This window comes from Streptomyces silaceus (assembly GCF_001419745.1).
GTDB classification, from domain to species: domain Bacteria; phylum Actinomycetota; class Actinomycetes; order Streptomycetales; family Streptomycetaceae; genus Streptomyces; species Streptomyces silaceus.
Genome location: NZ_LIRJ01000179.1, coordinates 13,509 through 31,459 on the forward strand (window position 1 = coordinate 13,509; position 17,951 = coordinate 31,459).

The 17,951-nt window shown below is 72.0% G+C and carries 14 protein-coding genes and 1 riboswitch; of the genes, 6 read left to right on the forward strand and 8 right to left on the reverse strand.

The annotated features are described in order from the left end of the window. The first annotated feature begins 141 nt into the window (after positions 1–141). Positions 142–1,611, forward strand: a complete 1,470-nt coding sequence (locus AOK22_RS17820; protein WP_055699658.1) for an amino acid permease — start codon at positions 142–144, stop codon at positions 1,609–1,611. A 10-nt stretch (positions 1,612–1,621) separates the two neighbouring features. After that, positions 1,622–2,077 carry an Lrp/AsnC family transcriptional regulator gene (locus tag AOK22_RS17825; protein WP_055564807.1) on the forward strand — a complete coding sequence of 152 codons (456 nt, stop codon included), beginning with the start codon at positions 1,622–1,624 and terminating at the stop codon, positions 2,075–2,077. A 64-nt stretch (positions 2,078–2,141) separates the two neighbouring features. Here AOK22_RS17825 and AOK22_RS17830 read toward each other — a convergent pair whose 3' ends face one another. Further along, entirely contained in the window at positions 2,142–2,738 is a 597-nt protein-coding gene (locus AOK22_RS17830) for a hypothetical protein (RefSeq protein ID WP_055699659.1), read from the reverse strand. 183 nt (positions 2,739–2,921) lie between these two features. After that, complete coding sequence (locus AOK22_RS17835) at positions 2,922–3,557, reverse strand: hypothetical protein (RefSeq protein ID WP_055699679.1); 636 nt, start codon at positions 3,555–3,557, stop codon at positions 2,922–2,924. A 358-nt stretch (positions 3,558–3,915) separates the two neighbouring features. On the opposite strand from AOK22_RS17835, the gene AOK22_RS17840 reads away from it, so the two are divergent. Next, on the forward strand, positions 3,916–4,713 hold the full coding sequence (locus AOK22_RS17840) for a carbon-nitrogen hydrolase family protein (protein WP_193433102.1): 798 nt from the start codon (positions 3,916–3,918) through the stop codon (positions 4,711–4,713). Positions 4,714–4,772: 59 nt separating this feature from the next. After that, entirely contained in the window at positions 4,773–6,470 is a 1,698-nt protein-coding gene (locus AOK22_RS17845) for a flavin monoamine oxidase family protein (RefSeq protein ID WP_055699660.1), read from the forward strand. A 49-nt stretch (positions 6,471–6,519) separates the two neighbouring features. On the opposite strand, the gene AOK22_RS17850 is transcribed toward AOK22_RS17845, so the two are convergent. From AOK22_RS17850 to AOK22_RS17870, 5 genes are all read right to left on the reverse strand, one after another. After that, positions 6,520–7,449 (reverse strand): TIGR03619 family F420-dependent LLM class oxidoreductase, encoded by a 930-nt coding sequence (locus tag AOK22_RS17850; protein ID WP_055699661.1) that lies wholly within the window; start codon positions 7,447–7,449, stop codon positions 6,520–6,522. Between the two features lie 96 nt (positions 7,450–7,545). Further along, complete coding sequence (locus AOK22_RS17855) at positions 7,546–8,250, reverse strand: DUF5995 family protein (protein ID WP_055699662.1); 705 nt, start codon at positions 8,248–8,250, stop codon at positions 7,546–7,548. Between the two features lie 120 nt (positions 8,251–8,370). Continuing rightward, complete coding sequence (locus tag AOK22_RS17860) at positions 8,371–9,555, reverse strand: Cmx/CmrA family chloramphenicol efflux MFS transporter (RefSeq protein WP_055699663.1); 1,185 nt, start codon at positions 9,553–9,555, stop codon at positions 8,371–8,373. A gap of 247 nt (positions 9,556–9,802) precedes the next feature. Continuing rightward, entirely contained in the window at positions 9,803–11,206 is a 1,404-nt protein-coding gene (locus AOK22_RS17865; RefSeq protein WP_055699664.1) for a uracil-xanthine permease family protein, read from the reverse strand. Between the two features lie 139 nt (positions 11,207–11,345). Beyond that, positions 11,346–12,557: an MFS transporter gene (locus tag AOK22_RS17870; RefSeq protein WP_055699665.1), complete on the reverse strand. Its 1,212-nt coding sequence runs from the start codon at positions 12,555–12,557 to the stop codon at positions 11,346–11,348. A 98-nt stretch (positions 12,558–12,655) separates the two neighbouring features. Here AOK22_RS17870 and AOK22_RS17875 point away from each other — a divergent pair, with 98 nt between their 5' ends. Continuing rightward, on the forward strand, positions 12,656–13,825 hold the full coding sequence (locus tag AOK22_RS17875) for an ROK family transcriptional regulator (protein ID WP_055699666.1): 1,170 nt from the start codon (positions 12,656–12,658) through the stop codon (positions 13,823–13,825). 132 nt (positions 13,826–13,957) lie between these two features. Here AOK22_RS17875 and AOK22_RS17880 read toward each other — a convergent pair whose 3' ends face one another. Next, positions 13,958–16,294 (reverse strand): chitinase C-terminal domain-containing protein, encoded by a 2,337-nt coding sequence (locus tag AOK22_RS17880; RefSeq protein WP_055699667.1) that lies wholly within the window; start codon positions 16,292–16,294, stop codon positions 13,958–13,960. A 255-nt stretch (positions 16,295–16,549) separates the two neighbouring features. Beyond that, positions 16,550–16,680, forward strand: a riboswitch (FMN riboswitch). 212 nt (positions 16,681–16,892) lie between these two features. On the opposite strand from AOK22_RS17880, the gene ribD reads away from it, so the two are divergent. Then, entirely contained in the window at positions 16,893–17,951 is a 1,059-nt protein-coding gene (ribD, locus tag AOK22_RS17885) for a bifunctional diaminohydroxyphosphoribosylaminopyrimidine deaminase/5-amino-6-(5-phosphoribosylamino)uracil reductase RibD (RefSeq protein WP_055699681.1), read from the forward strand.

Here is a 17,951-nt window from a genome sequence, read left to right on the forward strand (position 1 = left end):
TTACGGTCGGGAAGCCGCTGCCTCTAGAGTCATCCGCTGAACGTGGTGTGGCGGGGACTGCCTGCTCGGTGGTTCCCGTCTCCAGTCGCGGGTGCCATGGGTCCTCGCCGCCCTGACCGGCAGCGATGAAGGAGCCAGCGCGTGCTCGACCAAGGCGCACCCCCGCAGAACCGCCCAAGCCCCCCGGGCAGCCCTGGCCTCGCCGGCCGTCTCATGCGCCGCAAGCCGGTGGAACTCCTGGTCGCGGAGGGTGGCCAGGGCGAGGGCGGCTCGCTCCGGCGCTCCCTCGGCATGTGGCAGCTGACCATGATCAGCATCGGTGCCACGCTCGGCACCGGCATCTTCGTCGTCCTCGGCGAGAGCGTCCCCAAGGCCGGACCCGCCGTCACGATCTCCTTCGTGATCGCCGGACTCACGGCCCTCTTCTCGGCCCTCTCGTACGCCGAACTGGCCGGCTCCATACCGGTCGCGGGCTCGTCCTACTCGTACGCGTACGCAACGATGGGTGAACTCATCGCCTGGGTCTGCGGCTGGTGCCTGGTCCTGGAGTACGGCGTGTCCGTCGCGGCCGTCGCCGTCGGCTGGGGCGAATACCTCAACGAACTGCTCGACGGAACGATCGGCGTCACCATCCCCGACGCGCTCTCCGCGGCGCCCGGCGAGGTCGACGGCGCCATCATCAACCTGCCCGGCCTGCTCGTCGTACTGCTCGCCATGGTCTTCCTGCTCGGCGGCGCCAAGGAGTCGGCGACGGCCAACACGATCATGGTCATCGTGAAGATCGCCGCGCTCGTGCTCTTCTGCGCCATCGGCTTCATGGGCTTCAAGTCCGGCAACTACGAGGACTTCATGCCGCTCGGCACGGCCGGCGTCAGCGCCGCCGCGGCCAGCCTCTTCTTCTCGTACATCGGCTTCGACGCCGCCTCCACCGCCGGGGAGGAGGCGAAGAACCCGCAGCGCGACCTGCCCCGCGCGATCATGCTGTCGCTGGTCATCGTCACCGCCCTCTACGTCCTGGTCGCCGCCGTCGCCGTCGGCGCGTGGAACTGGAAGGACTTCGAGGGCTCCGAGGCCACGCTCGCCGCGATCATGAACGACGTCAGCGGCCAGCACATGTGGGGCACGATCCTCGCCGCCGGCGCGGTCATCTCCATCGCGTCCGTCGTCCTGACCGTCCTCTACGGCCAGACCCGCGTCCTGTTCGCCATGTCCCGCGACGGCCTGGTCCCCTCGGTCTTCGGCAAGGTCAGCAAGAAGACGGGCACGCCCCGCGTGAACACCGTCATCGTCTCGCTGTTCTGCGGCGCCCTCGCCTCGGTCATCCCGCTCGGCAAGCTCGTCGACGCCACCAGCATCGGCACGCTCTTCGCCTTCGGCCTGGTCAACATCGCCGTGATCGTGCTGCGCCGGACCCGCCCGGACATGCCGCGCACCTTCCGCGTGCCGCTGGGCTGGCTCTTCCCGGTCCTCGGCTTCGCCTTCTGCGCGTACAACATGTTCAGCCTCGACTCCGTGACCTGGGTCGTGTTCGGTGTCTGGATGGCCGTCGGCCTCGTGTTCTACTTCCTGTACGGCATGCGCCGCTCCCGATTGGCCACTGCAGAGAAGTGATCCACCCCCCGTGCGACTGAACGATCTCGACGAACGCATCGTGCACGCCCTCGCCGAGGACGCCCGCCGCTCCTACGCCGACATCGGCCAGCTGGTCGGCCTCTCCGCGCCCGCCGTGAAGCGGCGCGTGGACCGGCTGCGGGCCACGGGAGCCATCACCGGGTTCACCGTACGGGTGGACCCGGCGGCCCTCGGCTGGGAGACCGAGGGGTTCATCGAGATCTACTGTCGCCGCAACACCTCGCCGGAGGCGATCCAGCGGGGTCTCGAGCGGTACCCGGAGATCGCGTCCGCGTCCACCGTGACCGGTGACGCGGACGCGATCGTCCAGGTCTTCGCCGCCGACATGCGGCATTTCGAGCGGGTGCTCGAACGGATCGCGGGGGAGCCGTTCGTGGAGCGGACGAAGTCCGTGCTGGTGCTCTCGCCCCTGATGCGGAGATTCTCTTCGGGGTCCCCCGCGTAGGCCGTCCGCCGCGGCGCCGCTCCGGCTGGGCGCGTGGCTCCCCGCGCCCCTTGCGCGGCTTTCTTCAGGAGCGGTCCTTCATCGGCAGTACGTGGAACGTCCCCGAGCCCGGCCTCGTCTTCTCGAACGGGGCCGAGCTCACGCACTTGGGCATGTCGTCCGGCAGCTCGCCGGGCAGACCGGTCATCGCCCAGCTGTAGCCGAAGCGGTCCTGCTTGCCCTGGTCGTGGACCGTCAGACCGACCCGCTTGCCGACCGTGTTCTTCAGGTCGCCGTCCGCCTCGGTGACCACCGCGGACACCGTGGCGACCTTCCCGCCGGTCATCAGGCAGTCCACCCTCGCCTCGCCGGCGCCGCCCCACTTCAGCTCCTCCACGTAGTGGCTGAACCGGATCGTGCCGTGGGCCTTGCCCGGGTCCTTCGCGTCCGCGGCGTCCAGCCGGGCGTCGAAGGTGAACGTGATCTCGTCGCCCTTGGGCCGGTCGATCATCGCGGTGCCGGTCAGGGCGGCGGCCGCGCGTTCCGTGGCCGACCGGGGCGGGGAGCCGTCCCCGCCCGATTCGGACGCGACGGCGGAGAAGCCCGCGCCGCCGACGGCGAGCACGAGTGCGATGCCCGCGGCGGCGGCGCAGGTGCGGGCGGTCCGGTTGGTGAGTCTCACGGGATGTCCTCCGTCTGTGGCCTCTCGCCCGGCTCCTCCGGGCGAGTCCCACACTTCCGTGCGCCGGCGCCCCGCACATCGCACGCGAGGAGGTGACCGCCTCCGCCGCGCGGCGGGGGACGCCGGCCTCCGGGCCCTCCCGGGGAAGGAGCCGCCCGACCCCCGTACGGGCGGCCCCCGGGGTCACTGGCCGGGGTAGTCGAACGTCCACGGGAGCACCGTGAAGTCGCCGGTGCCGCTCCTGACCTTCTCGTACGGAGCCGAGCTCGCGCACTTGGCCAGAGTGTCCGGCTGACCCTGCGTGGCCCCGTAGGCCGCCCAGCTGTAGCCCACCCGGTCCTGCTTGCCCTTGCCGGTGTCGTGGACGGTGAAGCCGACCCGCCGGTTCTTGATCTCCGGCAGGTTCGTCTTGTCGATGATGCCGGTGGCCGTGGCCACCTTCCCGCCGGTCATCAGGCAGTCGATCCGCCCCGAGGCCCAGCCGCCCTTGCCGCCCGGCTTGTCGAGGTGGACGAAGCGGAAGGTGCCGGTGGCCTGCGAGGGGTCGTTCCTGTCCTTGATCGAGAGGTGCGCGTCGAACGTGAACGTGACGTCCTCGGTGCTCTTGCGCCACATCTTCGCCGAGCCCGTGAGCGCGGCGGCCTCCTTGGGCTGGGCCCGCTCGCCCGTGCCGGTGTGCGCCGCCGGCTGCCCCGCCGCCGGTGGGCGGCCCGCGTCGTCACCGTTCGCCGCGGCCACGCCCGCGGCCCCCGCCGTCATGAGGAGCGCGGCGCCCACGGCGAGGGCACGGCGGTGCTTGAGGGTACGAGAGGCGATCATGCGGTTCACGGAAGTTCCTCCGTCGTCGAGGGCCGTTCACCCGGTCTCTCCGGGCGAGATCAATCTCTCCCGGACGGGGGGTCCGGCACGTCGGGCCACGGGCGGCACTCCGCTTCCCCCGCGCGGCGGGGTCCGCCGCGTCCGCCCTGCTCCTCAGGGCGGACGCCCCCGATACCCAGGGCGCACGCCACCGCATCCCAGGCCCCTCGCGCACCGCGCAACGAATCGCCGCCATGCGCCCCTCACGCGCAATGGATCGTGTGGCGGCCCGCAACGGTCGCGCCTTGTCCGGGCCGGGCCGCCGACCGTACCGTCATACGGACCCCACCAGCCCCTTCGTACGCCTTGAGGTTCCGCCATGCCTGCGCTGCGCACCGCCCTGCTCCAGAGCTCAGGGCAGCTCGGATCCGTCGCCGAGAACCTCACGGCGCTCGACGAGGCCGCCGCACGCGCCGCCGCGGCGGGCGCCGGGCTCCTCGTGGCACCCGAGCTCTTCCTGACCGGGTACGCCATCGGCGACGACATCGCCCGCCTGGCCGAGCCCGCCGACGGGGCGTCCGCGAAGGCGATCGCCGAGATCGCGGCCCGCCACGGCGTCGGCGTCGTCTACGGCTACCCCGAGCGCGCGGGCGAGACCGTCTTCAACTCCGCCCAGCTGATCGGCCCCGACGGCGCCCGCCTGGCGAACTACCGCAAGACCCACCTCTTCGGCGGCTTCGAGCGCGACTCCTTCCGGCCCGGCGAACAGGCCGTCGTGCAGGCCGAGTTGGGCGGCGTACGCGTCGGCATCATGATCTGCTACGACGTGGAGTTCCCGGAGAACGTCCGCGCGCACGCGCTGGCCGGCACCGACCTGCTGGTCGTCCCGACCGCGCAGATGCACCCCTTCCAGTTCGTCGCCGAGTCCGTCGTGCCGGTGCGCGCCTTCGAGAACCAGATGTACGTCGCGTACGTCAACCGGGTCGGCCCCGAGGGCGAGTTCGAGTTCGTCGGGCTCTCCACGCTGGCCGGACCCGACGGCATCGCCCGCGCCCGCGCGGGACGCGGCGAGGACCTGGTGTTCGGCGACGTCGACCCGGAGTTCCTCGCCGCCTCCCGCGAGAACAACCCGTACCTGCGCGACCGCCGCCCCGGCCTGTACGCGTCGCTCGTCTGAGCCACGAGCTTCCGCCCCCGAGCCTTCCGCTTCAGTTCCCCGCAAGGAGTCCGTACCCCATGACGTCCACGGTGCCCACCGCCGTCCAGCACACCGACGGGCAGCCCCCGATCACCATGTTCGGCCCGGACTTCCCCTACGCGTACGACGACTTCCTCGCGCACCCCGCGGGCCTGGGCCAGATACCCGCGACCGAGCACGGCACCGAGGTCGCCGTCATCGGCGGCGGTCTGTCCGGCATCGTCGCCGCGTACGAACTGATGAAGATGGGCCTCAAGCCCGTCGTCTACGAAGCCGACCAGATCGGGGGCCGGCTGCGCACCGTCGGCTTCGAGGGCACCGGCACCGACGGGCTCACCGCCGAGATGGGCGCCATGCGCTTCCCGCCGTCCTCGACGGCGCTGCAGCACTACATCGACCTGGTGGGCCTGGAGACCAGGGCGTTCCCCAACCCGCTCGCCGAGTCGACCCCCTCGACGGTCGTGGACCTCAAGGGCGAGTCGCACTACGCCACCACCGTCGACGACCTGCCGCAGGTCTACCGCGACGTGATGAACGCCTGGAACGCCTGCCTGGAGGAGGGCGCGGACTTCTCCGACATGAACCGCGCCCTGCGCGAGCGCGACGTACCGAAGATCCGCGAGATCTGGTCGAAGCTCGTCGAGAAGCTCGACAACCAGACCTTCTACGGCTTCCTCTGCGACTCCGAGGCCTTCAAGTCCTTCCGGCACCGCGAGATCTTCGGCCAGGTCGGCTTCGGCACGGGCGGCTGGGACACCGACTTCCCGAACTCCATCCTGGAGATCCTGCGCGTCGTCTACACCGAGGCCGACGACCACCACCGCGGCATCGTCGGCGGCAGCCAGCAGCTGCCGCTGCGCCTGTGGGAGCGCGAGCCGCAGAAGATCGTGCACTGGGCGCTCGGCACGTCCCTGCGGTCGCTGCACGAGAACGGCGCGCCCAAGCCCGCCGTGACCCGCCTCAACCGCACCGCGGGCAACCGCGTCACGGTCACCGACGCCTCGGGCGACATCCGCACCTATCAGGCGGCGATCTTCACCGCCCAGTCCTGGATGCTGCTCTCCAAGATCGACTGCGACGACTCGCTCTTCCCCATCGACCACTGGACGGCGATGGAGCGCACCCACTACATGGAGTCCTCGAAGCTCTTCGTGCCGGTGGACCGGCCGTTCTGGCTGGACAAGGACGAGGAGACCGGCCGTGACGTCATGTCGATGACGCTCACCGACCGCATGACGCGCGGCACCTACCTGCTGGACGACGGCCCGGACAAGCCCGCCGTCATCTGCCTCTCGTACACCTGGTGCGACGACAGCCTCAAGTGGCTGCCGCTGTCGGCGAACGAGCGCATGGAGGTCATGCTCAAGTCGCTCGGCGAGATCTACCCGAAGGTCGACATCAGGAAGCACATCATCGGCAACCCGGTGACGGTGTCCTGGGAGAACGAGCCCTACTTCATGGGCGCGTTCAAGGCGAACCTGCCGGGCCACTACCGCTACCAGCGCCGCCTGTTCACGCACTTCATGCAGGACCGCCTCCCCGAGGACAAGCGCGGCATCTTCCTCGCGGGCGACGACATCTCCTGGACGGCGGGCTGGGCCGAGGGCGCGATCCAGACCGCGCTGAACGCGGTGTGGGGCGTCATGCACCACTTCGGCGGTGCCACCGACGCGACGAACCCCGGCCCCGGGGACCTGTACGACGAGATCGCGCCGGTGGAGCTGCCGGAGGACTGAGCGCGGCGGCGGCCGGGTCCGGGTCACCTGGTTCCGGCCGCCCCCGGCGTCAGACCCCGGCCGCCCGCGCCGCCTCGAACACCTGGCCCGCGACGTCCTTCAGCTCCTGGGCGTCGCGCGTCGACGTGGCCAGCTCGACGATGATCTCGTCGACGCCCACCGCGGCGTGCGCCGCCAGGTCCTCGACGATCTGGGCGACGCTGCCCTGGAACGGGGCGCGGTCCGCGCCGTCGTACGCGGCGGCCGTGTACGACGCGTTGGCCCGCAGCACGCTCAGCACCGGCCGCACGCGGCCCCGCTCGGCGGCCGCCTCCCGCACGGCGGCCCACTGCTTCGCCAGCGCCTCCGCGCCCGTGGCCACCGGCATCCAGCCGTCCGCGCGGTCCACCAGCCTGCGCAGCGCGCGCGGGCTGTTCGCGGGCAGCAGGATCGGGATCGGCCGCGCCGGCTTGGGCCCGACCACGGACGGCACCACGGTGGTCAGCTCTCCGGTGTACGCCACCGGGTCCGGGCCCCAGACCGCACGGCAGACGTCGATCACCTCGTCCAGGACCTTGCCGCGCCGCTCGAACGGCGCCACGGCGGCGGCCGCGTACTCGTCGCGGGCCCAGCCCGTGCCGATGCCCGCGAGCACCCTGCCGCCGCTCGCCGCGTCCAACGAGGCCAGCGAGCGGGCGAGTTGGAAGGGCACGTGCAGCGGGGCGACCAGCACGCTGGTGCCGAGTCGGGCCGTCTGCGTGGCCGCTGCGGCGAGCGTCAGCGTGACCAGCGGGTCGGCGACCGAGCGGTAGTGGTCGGGCCAGGCGAGGCCCGGGACGCCGTACAGGCCCTGGGTGGCGGGCTCGGGGTAGAGGATGCGCTCGAACACCCACAGACTCTCGTAGCCGATGTCCTCGGCGGCACGGGCGACGGCGGGGACGTCGCGTCCGAGGGCGTACGGGCTGGTCTGCGGGAGACCCAGTCCGAGTCGGGTGGCCATGCCGGAGCTCCTTCGCGTCGGATCACGTCGAGGTCGTTCGTTCAACGTACAACGATCGCGGGGAGTCGCGGGCCGGGCGCCGGCGGACCGGCCGGATCAGTCCGGCAGCGGGGTCAGCAGGATCCGGCCGACCAGGCCGACCGCCGCGTCGAGCCGCTCCCTGAACTCCTGTCCGACGGCGGGCAGTTCGCGCAGCGCCCACAGGGTGCGGGCCGTCGCCCACGCGCCGTCGCGGGCGCGCTCCAGGCTCCAGGAACCGGCCAGATGCGTCAGCGGATCACCGATCTGCAGCAGGTCCGGTCCCGGCATCAGCTCTTCGCGGATCCGCTCCTCCAGCGACACCAGGACGTCGCCCACGCGGTCGAACTCGTCCTCCAGGTCGGCCGGTTCGCAGTCGAGCGCCCGACACGTGTCCACCAGGGCCAGCGCGAGGTCGTGCCCGATGTGCGCGTTGATGCCCGCGAGCGCGAACTGCAGCGGGCGGACGCCGGGATGGCGACGGTACTGGAACAGCGGGCGCCAGCAGGCGGGCGTGCGGTATCCCTCGGACGCCGCGTCGACGGCCGCCAGATAGCGCTCGGCGAACCGGACGTCGAGGGTGATCGCCGCGTGCGCGTCGGGGAAGGCGCCGAGGTGGATGCGCCGGGCGACCTCCTCCGTGACCGACAGGTACACACGGTTGAAGACGGCGACCCCGTCGCGGGGCGGCCAGTCGGCGCCGAGCGCCCGCATCCGTGCCATCACGCCGTCGACCCCGTGCGCCGGGGTCCTGGACTCTGCGAACCGCTCCAACCGCGCCATGGGGGCAGGGTCCCAGCCCCGGGCCCGCCCGGACGCCAGCGCACCGGAGGCTTCCCCGAAACGAGGGAACGCCCGCCGCGCCGGCAGCCCGGGAGGGAGGCAGCACTGTGTCGAAGGAGCCTACGAGTCGGCGCGCGACCCGGCCGCGGCGGGCGCGGCGGCCCGCCGTCCCCGGCCGAGCGCCGCGCCGCCGACGGCCAGCGCGAGCGCCACCAGCAGCGCGCTCACCCCGAGCGGCGCGCGGTAGCCGAGCCCCGCGGAGAGCGCGAGGCCGCCGCACCACGGGCCGAGCGCGGCCCCCACGTTGAGCGCGGCCGTGGCGAACCCGCCCGCCAGACGGGGGGCGCCGGTCGCCGCGTACAGCGCCTGGGAGATGAGCGTGGAGCCGACGCCGAACGACAGCGCGCCCTGCACGAGCACCAGCACGACCACCGCCGCCGGGTGCGCGGCCGTCGCCGCGAAGAGGAGCCAGCCGCACAGCAGCGCGAGGGAGCCGCCGACCAGGAGCGGCAGCGGCCGCGCGTCGGCCACGCGGCCGCTCGCGCTGACGCCGATGAACGAGCCGACACCGAACAGCGCGAGCAGCACGGGCACCCCGGCGGAGCCGAACCCGCTGACGTGGGTGGCCAGCGGCTCCAGGTAGGTGAACGTGCAGAACGTCGCGCCGTTCACCAGCGCGCCCAGCAGCAGCGTCACCAGGAGCCGCGGCCGGCGCAGGGCGCGCAGCTCACCGAGCGCGCTCGGCCCCCCGGCGTCCGGGGCCCCGGACGGCACGGCCCGCGCGATGGCGAGGACGGCCGGCACGGAGATCAGGGCCACGGCCCAGAACGCCGAGCGCCAGCCCCACGCCTGCCCGAGCAGCGCGCCCGCGGGCACCCCCGCGACACAGGCGAGGGTGACGCCGCCGAGCAGCGTGGAGGTCGCGCGGCCCTTCGCGTCGGGCTCGACGAGGGAGGTGGCGGTCACCAGCGCGACCGCGAGGAACCCGGCGTTGGCGAGGGCGCCGACGACACGGGTGGCGAGCAGCACCGCGAAGCTGGTGGTGAGGGCGCCGAGGACATGGACGGCGAGGAAGGTGACCAGGAAGGACAACAGTGCGCCGCGCCGCGAGAAGCGGCGGCTGACGAGGGCCATCAGGGGCGCACCGACGATCATTCCCACGGCGAACGCCGAGGTCAGATGGCCGGCGGTCGGGATGGAGACGTCCAGGTCACGCGCGATGTCCGAGACGAGGCCGGACAGCATGAACTCGGAGGTGCCTTGCGCGAAGACGGCAAGGCCGAGCAGGTAGAGGGCAAAGGGCACAGCAGGACTCCGCAACCACGAGGGAGATCGAGAGGATCAGGGCACGGGGCGGTGATCCGGTGGTGGCGGTGCCGGGAGCGCGCGAGCGGCCGCGCGAGGGCGGCGTGACGGGCCGCGGGAAGGCGGCGGAGCGCGTCAGCGCGTGAGCACGGGAAGCCACCGGACGACCGGTGGCGTGAGTCTGTCGGACTCGGGCTGGGACATGGTGCGCACCTTAACCAGGTGGCGCGCACCACGTCCAACGGTTTCAGCGCTTCTCGCCGCCGCCCTCCGCGGCGCCTTCCTCGTCGTACGTCGAGGTGCCCGAGTCCAGCAGCGGTTCCTGGGACTTGAGATGGGCGGGGGCGAAGGCGCGCAGCACGTGGTAGCCCGTGATGACGACGATCGTGCCGAGTGCGATGCCGCTCAGCTGGAAGTTGTCGGTGAACTTCAGCGAGACGCCGCCGACGCCGATGATGATGCCCGCGGCGGCCGGCACGAGGTTCAGCGGATTGCGCAGGTCCACCCCGGCGTTGATCCAGATCTGGGCGCCCAGCAGACCGATCATGCCGTACAGGATGACGGTGATGCCGCCGAGCACACCGCCGGGGATCGCGGCCACGACCGCGCCGAACTTGGGGCACAGCCCGAAGAGCAGCGCGAAGCAGGCCGCCGCCCAGTACGCGGCCGTGGAGTAGACGCGGGTCGCCGCCATCACGCCGATGTTCTCGGAGTACGTGGTGTTGGGCGGGCCGCCGACCGCGGTGGAGAGCATGGAGGCGGCGCCGTCGGCGGAGATCGCGGTGCCGAGCTTGCCGTCGAGGTTGTCGCCGGTCATCTCGCCGACGGCCTTCACGTGGCCCGCGTTCTCCGCGATCAGCGCGATGACGACGGGCAGCGCCACGAGGATCGCCGACCACTCGAAGCTCGGCGCGTGGAAGGAGGGCAGGCCGATCCAGTCGGCCTTGCCCACGGCGGACAGGTCGAGCCGCCAGTGGTCGACGACCTTGCCGGAGCCGTCCGCCGAGTGGATCTTGCCGAAGACCTGGTCGAACACCCACGAGATGGCGTACCCGAAGATCAGCCCGAGGAAGATCGCGATGCGCGACCAGAAGCCGCGCAGACACACCACGGCCAATCCGGTGAACAGCATCACCAGGAGGGCCGTCCACTGGTCCTGCGGCCAGTACGTGGACGCGGTGACCGGAGCCAGGTTGAAGCCGATCAGCATGACGACCGCGCCGGTCACGATCGGCGGCATCGCGGCGTGGATGATCCGCGCCCCGAACTTCTGCACCGCGAGACCGGCGAGGAACAGCGCGGCTCCGACCACGAAGACCGCGCCGGTCACCGTCGCGCTGGAGCCTCCCTGCGCGCGGATGACGGCGGCGACGCCCACGAAGGAGAGCGAGCAGCCCAGGTAGCTGGGGACCCGGCCGCGGGTGGCGAGCAGGAAGATGGCGGTCGCGACGCCCGACATCATGATGGCCAGATTCGGGTCGAGCCCCATGAGGACGGGCGCCACGAAGGACGCCCCGAACATGGCCACCACGTGCTGCGCGCCGAGCCCGAAGGTCCGCGGCCACGAGAGCCGCTCATCAGGGCGGACGACCGCGCCGGGCGCGGGGGTGCGCCCGTCGCCGTGCAGTCTCCAGCGCACGCCGAGGTCCATGGTGAGTGTCGCTTTCTGTGCGCCGAGGGGGCCGTGTCGCCTGGCCCGAAATGATCGACGCCATGTTAATGCGGCGTCAGTGCGACTTCTCCCCGGTGCGGTTCACCCGCCGTGAGGTCGTGACGGTCGTCCCGGCCGTTCAGGACCTCGGTCCGGGCGCCGCCACGTCCGTCGCCGAGGCCACCGAGGACGTCCGGCCGTCCGTGCGCAGGACCCCCGCGAAGACCGCGAGGCCGCAGGCCAGCAGCGTCACCAGGCCGAAGGAGACCACGAGGCTCGTCGCCTGCGCCAGGGCGCCGATCGCCGAGGGGGCGATCAGGCTGGAGGTGTACGTGATGGTGGCGACGCCCGCGATGGCCTGGCTGGGGTTGGGGCCGCTGCGCCCGGCCGAGGCGAAGGCGAGCGGCACCACGACCGCGATGCCGAGGCCCATCAGGGCGAAGCCGCACATGGCGACCACCGGGTGCGGGGCCACGACCACGAGGAGGCCGCCGAGCGCCGCGAGGATCCCGCCGGCGCGGACCGTGCGCACCGCGCCGAACCGGTTGACCACCGCGTCGCCCACGAGCCGCGCGATCGCCATGGTGAGCGTGAAGCCGGTGGTGGACGCGGCGGCGACACCGGCGGACGTGTCCAGGACGTCCCGCAGGTAGACCGCCGACCAGTCCAGGCTCGCGCCCTCCGCGAAGACCGCGCAGAAGCCGACGGCGCCGATCAGCAGGGCCGACTTGGGCGGCAGCGAGAACCGCGGCGGCGCCTCCTCCTCGGGCTCCGGCTGGAGGTCGAGGACGCCCTGGACGGCGACGAGACCCGCCGTGGTGAGCGCCGCGGCGGCGAGCGCGTGGTGCAGCCGGGCGTCCGAGCCCAGATGGGCGGCGACCGTTCCGGCCGCGGAGCCGATGAGGGCGCCGACGCTCCACATGCCGTGCAGCCCCGACATGATCGACTTCTGCATGCGGTTCTCGGTCTCGACGCCGAGCGCGTTCATCGCCACGTCCGACATGCCGGAGGTCGCGCCGTACACGAACAGCGACAGGCAGAGCGCCGGCAGGTTGGGCGCGAGCGACGGCAGGACCAGGGCCAGCGTCCACATCGCGAGCAGGCCGCGCAGCGCGTTGCGGGCGCCGAACCGGTGGCTGATCCGGCTCGCCAGCGGCATCGCCACGGAGGCGCCGATCGCCGGGAAGGCGAGCGCGAGACCGAGCATGCCCGCGCTGACGTCGGCGTGCTCCTGGATCCAGGGCACCCGGGTCGCGAAGGAGCCCGCGACGGCGCCGTGCACACAGAAGACGGTCGCGACGGCGAGCCGCGCCCGCTTCAACCGGTGCTTGTCGAAGACCACTTCACTCATTCCGCTGTGCCCCTCCCGAGAGCTGCCCCGCTACGGCGACGTAAACTATCAGGAACCCTGCCTGATAAATAGACGACCTTCTGTGGGAGGATCCGGCCATGCCAGCCTCGCCCGCCTCACCGAGTACCGCCCGAGCCATCAACGACCGGCTCGCGCTGGGCCTCCTGCAGAGCGAAGGGCCACTGACCGCGAACCAGTTGAAGCAGCTCACCGGCCTGTCGCGGCCCTCGGTCGCCGATCTCGTCGAGCGGCTCCAGGGCTCCGGGCTCATCACGGTCGTCGGCGAGGCGGGTGCCCAGCGGCGCGGCCCGAACGCCCGGCTGTACGGGATCGTCGCCGACCGGGCCCACCTCGCGGCCCTCGACGTACGCACCGAGAGCGTCTCCGTCGTCGTCACCGATCTGCTCGGCGCGGTCCTCGCCGAGGCCTCGGCACCCATCGACGGCGAGACCGGACCCGCGGTCGAGCGCGCCGTCGCCCTCGTCGGGCGCGCGGCCCGCGAGGGCGGCGTCCAGCGGCTGCACACGGTTGGCATGGGCGCCCCCGGCCTCATCGACCCCGCCACCGGCGATCTGCACGACACCACCTCGCTGCCCGCCTGGCACCGGCGCCTCGCCGGCGTGCTCCAGGAGCGCTTCGGCGCCCGGGTCCTGGTGGAGAACGAGAGCAACCTCGCCGCCCGCGCCGAACAGCGCGACGGCGCCGCGCACGACCGGGACACCTTCGTGCTGCTGTGGCTCGGCGACGGCGTCGGCGCCGCCGTCATGCTCGACGGGGTGCTGCGCCGGGGCGCGTCGGGCGGCGCCGGCGAGATCGGCTTCCTGCCGGTGCCCGGCACGGGATCCGTGCCGTCCGCCACCGGCTGCGAGGGCGGCTTCCACTCGCTGGCCTGCGCCGAGGCGCTGCGCGAACTCGGCGCGGAGCACGGTCTGCTGAAGCCGGAGATGACCGCCGCCGAGGTGGTGCGGCACGCGGTGGAGGCCGACGAGGGCGCCTTCCTGGACGCCGCCGCCGACCGGATCGCCGTCGGCGCCGCCGCGATGACCGCGATCCTCGACCCGGGCTGTGTCGTCCTGGGCGGCGAGGTGGGCCGCGCGGGCGGCGCCGTGCTCGCCGACCGCGTCACGGAGCGCGTCGGCGCCATGTCCCCCCTGCGCACCGAGGTCCGTGCGAGCACGCTGGGCGGCGCGGCGGTGCTGCGCGGCGCGCTGCTCGCCGCCAGGGACACGGCCCAGGACGAGCTGTTCGGCCCGCCGCCGGGGCACTGAGACGGGACTCCGCCGCCCGGCCGCCACCGGGAGTCCTGCCTCCGGGACAGTCCGGGAAGCGCTCACGCCCGCGGGGTGCGCGACCCCGCGGGCGTGAGACGTGAAGGAGACGGGGTCAGCGCCCCCGGGGAATCAGCAGGCCCCCAGGTCCTGCCAGACGCCCCACTCGCCGCCGGCGCCGGGCTCGTCGCCCTTCGTCCACCACTTGGCCTTCCAGGTGTGGGACTTGTGGGACACGGTCGTGCCGGAGCCGTACTCGGACGCCGAACTCCACGCCGGAGCGGTGCACTTGCCCGGGGTCGGCGGGTCCGTCGGGCCCGGCGGGTCGGTCGGGCCGGTGCCCGTGCCCGGCTCGACGACCGTGGTGCCGCGCGCCAGGTCACCGGCGAGCGCGTAGTTCGTGCCGCCGATGTTCACCGTCCAGTTCCACGGCGTGGACACCGGCAGGTAGTAGTTGAAGGACAGCTCGATCGAGGCGCCCGGCGCCACCGACTGCCAGGCCGGCAGCTTCAGCGAGACCCGGTGGAAGTCGCCCTTCAGACCGCCGACGTTGCTGCCGGTGTGGTCGCTGCTGATGACCTTCGTGCCGAAGCCGGACTGGTCGGAGGCGTTGGCCGGGGCCGCGGTGGAGTAGTCGAACTGGAACTCCGTGCCGCCCGGCAGCGTCGTCTTCGTGTTGTTGGTGATCTTCACCTTGGGCGTGATCGGGTAGTTGGAGTCGCCGAGCTTGAAGTCGCCGAACTCCACGCCGATGTCGACGGCCTTGGCGGGCAGTTCCTTGTTCGAGACCTTCGCGCCGTAGGGCTTCGCGGCCTTGAACTTGTCGTACATCAGCGAGGTGAGCGTGTCGCCGATCTCGTACTGCCCCTTGGTGGCGTTCCAGCGGTAGTCGCCCGCCATCTCCCAGACCATCGTGCCGCCGATGCCCCGGTCGACCACGTAGTCGGCCTTCTTGCCGACCGACTCCTCGTCCTCCGTGGACAGGAAGACCTTCTTGTCGGCGTTCCACAGCCACGGCGCCACCAGCGTGGAGCTGTACTTGCGGGCGTAGGTGCCGGTGAGCCTGGTGTCCGCGGGGAAGCCGTACTTGGTGACGTAGTCGCCGACGATCCCCTTCTCCAGGTTCTTGGCGTGCCACATCGGGTTGGAGCCCGCCGGGGACTCCTTGCCGTTGTCGTCCTTGTCGTGCCAGAGGTTGTCGATGCCGACCGCGCCGTCGCCGCACTTGGTCAGGCCCGAACCGGCCGGGCAGGTGGTCGCGGCCGCCTTGCCCCACAGCCCGTCGGTGCCGCCCTGCACGTTCTTGAAGCCGCGCGTGTAGTACGGCAGGCCGATGTTGATCCGCCCCGCGGGCATCGAGCCGCGGAAGTAGTGGTACGCCCAGTCGGTGTTCAGATATCCGATGCCGCCGTACTGCTGGCTGCCGTAGACCCCCGCCGCCGCGAGCTCCGCGTCCTTGCCGTCGTCGAAGAGCGAGGCGTTCGGACCGACGTACTCGTTCCAGGCCCCGTGCAGGTCATACGACATGATGTTGACGTAGTCCAGGTACTTCTGGACCTGGAAGGTCTCCATGCCGCGCAGCAGATAGCCGGAGGAGGGGGCCGCCACGGTCAGCATGTAGTGCTTGCCGTCGGCCGCGCCCGCCTTGTCGAGCTTCTGGCGCAGGGACTTCATCAGCGCCGCGTAGCCCTTGACGAGGCCGCCGCGGCGGGCGTTGGAGATCGAGTAGTCGAGCGGGTTGCCCGCGTCCTTCATCGAGGTCGGGTACTCGTAGTCGATGTCGACGCCGTTGAAGCCGTACTTCTTGATGAACGCGACCGCGGAGTCCGCGAAGGTGTCGATGCCCGCCTGGTTCACCGAACCGTCGGCGTTGGTGGCCATCGAGTAGAAGCCGCCGGAGTTCACGCGCTTGCCGTCGTCGCCGAAGTACCCGCCGGTCTCGGCCCAGCCGCCCACGGAGATCAGCGTCTTGACGTTCGGGTGCTGCTTCTTGAACTTGTTCAGGAGGTTGAAGTGGCCCTTGTACGGCAGGGCGGGGTCCATCTCGGCGCCCGCGACGCCCGGCCAGGTCATGCCGGTGGCGGCGTTCTTCTCGCCGTCGGCGCCGACGGACAGCTTGTTGTCCTTGTCGACGTGCGCGAAGGCGTAGTTGATGTGGGTGACCTTGTCCCAGGGGATGTCCGGGGCGAGGTAGGCGGGCTCGCCGTTCTTGCCGGTGCGCCAGCCGGTGAAGTAGCCGATGACGCGCCGCTGGTGGTCGGCGCCCATCTTCTCGCGGCCGTCGGTGTCGTAGACCGAACAGTAGGGAACGTCGACGCCGGGCGTCTGGTAGAGGCCGTCGGGGCGACAGGACGCGTTGTCGGCGGCCTGCGAGACGCCGCCGGAGAGCAGGCCGACCAGCAGCCCCGCGACGGCGGTACCGGCCACGAGCAGGGTGGGTCTCGCTCGGGTGAGGGAGAGGGATGACAAGGAAGCCTCCTGGGACGGGGGCGGAACACGAACGGGCGGAACACAACCGGCAGAGATGTGAAGCGTTCTGGGGCCCTGGCGTGCGCACGCCGTCGGGTCCGGCTCCTCGGAGGTGACGCAGAGATTAAAAGGACTAGACCATTGAGTCAATAAGTCCGGACCAAGTTCGTTGAACGGTCACGCTGTGAGCCAGCCCACAGCCCGTCACTCGCATGGGTCACGATCAGGCGTGGCACACTGGCCTCGTACCAGAAGCAGCGCACTCCGGGGTCGGTGTAATTCCGAACCGGCGGTTACAGTCCGCGACCCGGTCGCCTCCAGCGACCGGTTGACCAGGTGAAATTCCTGGACCGACGGTGAAAGTCCGGATGGGAGGCAGTGCGCGGCGGGCGGGCATCTCTGCACGCCGTCGTTGTGGCTCGTTCCTGGGTTGTCCCAGGGGCGGTTCCTGGGTTTTCCCGGGGACAGGTGTCATCCGGCGCAGGCGTCGCTCCAGGTGTCTTCGTCCGTACGTTCTGTCGTCATCGACAGGCCCCGGAGTCCGTGCCCGAAGAGGCAGGAGGACCCGGTGGCCACCGCCGTAGCCGAAGCAGCCGCCATGCGGCGCGCCATCACGCTGGCCGCGCACGGCCTCGGCGCCACCAGCCCCAACCCCGTCGTCGGCAGCGTCGTCCTCGACGCCGCGGGCGAGGTCGTCGGCGAGGGCTGGCACGAGCGGGCCGGCGGGCCGCACGCCGAGGTCAACGCCCTGCGTGCGGCGGGGGAGCGGGCCCGCGGCGGCACCGCCGTCGTCACCCTCGAACCCTGCAACCACACCGGTCGCACCGGCCCCTGCGCCCAGGCCCTCATCGACGCCGGGATCGCCCGCGTCGTCTACGCCGTCGGCGACCCGAACCCCACCGCGACCGGCGGCGCACAGACCCTGCGCGCGGCCGGGATCCAGGTGGAGCAGGGCCTCCTGGAGGCCGAGGCGGCCGAGGGCAACGCCGCCTGGCTGACCTCCGTGCGCCTCGGCCGCCCCCACGTCACCTGGAAGTACGCCGCCACCCTCGACGGCCGCATCGCCGCCGCCGACGGCACGAGCCGCTGGATCACCTCCGCCGAGGCCCGCGCCGACGTGCACCGGCTGCGCGCCGCGTGCGACGCCGTCGTCGTCGGCTCCGGCACCCAGCGCGCCGACGACCCGCACCTCGCCGTGCGCGGCGTCGAGGGAGCCGTGCAGCCGCTGCGCGTCGTCGTCGACACGAACGGCACCGCCGTCACCCCGGGCGCCCGCGTCCTGGACGACGCGGCGCCCACCCTGATCGCCGTCGCCGACGACGCCTCTCCCGCGTACGCCGCCGAAGAGACGGTCCGACTCCCGCGTGCCGAGGGCGGGTTGGACATCCCGGCCCTCCTCGACGTGCTCCACGCGCGCGGGGTGCGCTCCGTCCTCCTCGAAGGCGGCCCGACGCTCGCCGGGGCCTTCGTCGCCGCCGGCGCCGTCGACCGGGTCGTCGGCTATCTCGCACCCGTCCTGCTCGGCGCGGGCCCCGCCGTCCTGACCGGCGGCGGAATCACCACCATCACCGAAGCGTTGCGGCTCGACGTGAGCGAGACCGTCCGCATCGGCCCCGACCTCCGCATCACCGCGACCCTCGTAGCGAAGGAGCACTGA

Coding starts and splice junctions, on each gene's coding strand:
- ribD (WP_055699681.1), top strand. CDS start 16,893: ATGCGGCGCGCCATCACGCTGGCCGCGCACGGCCTCGGCGCCACCAGC.
- AOK22_RS17865 (WP_055699664.1), bottom strand. CDS start 11,206: ATGGACCTCGGCGTGCGCTGGAGACTGCACGGCGACGGGCGCACCCCC.
- AOK22_RS17840 (WP_193433102.1), top strand. CDS start 3,916: ATGCCTGCGCTGCGCACCGCCCTGCTCCAGAGCTCAGGGCAGCTCGGA.
- AOK22_RS17870 (WP_055699665.1), bottom strand. CDS start 12,557: ATGAGTGAAGTGGTCTTCGACAAGCACCGGTTGAAGCGGGCGCGGCTC.
- AOK22_RS17850 (WP_055699661.1), bottom strand. CDS start 7,449: ATGGCCACCCGACTCGGACTGGGTCTCCCGCAGACCAGCCCGTACGCC.
- AOK22_RS17875 (WP_055699666.1), top strand. CDS start 12,656: ATGCCAGCCTCGCCCGCCTCACCGAGTACCGCCCGAGCCATCAACGAC.
- AOK22_RS17845 (WP_055699660.1), top strand. CDS start 4,773: ATGACGTCCACGGTGCCCACCGCCGTCCAGCACACCGACGGGCAGCCC.
- AOK22_RS17855 (WP_055699662.1), bottom strand. CDS start 8,250: ATGGCGCGGTTGGAGCGGTTCGCAGAGTCCAGGACCCCGGCGCACGGG.
- AOK22_RS17835 (WP_055699679.1), bottom strand. CDS start 3,557: ATGATCGCCTCTCGTACCCTCAAGCACCGCCGTGCCCTCGCCGTGGGC.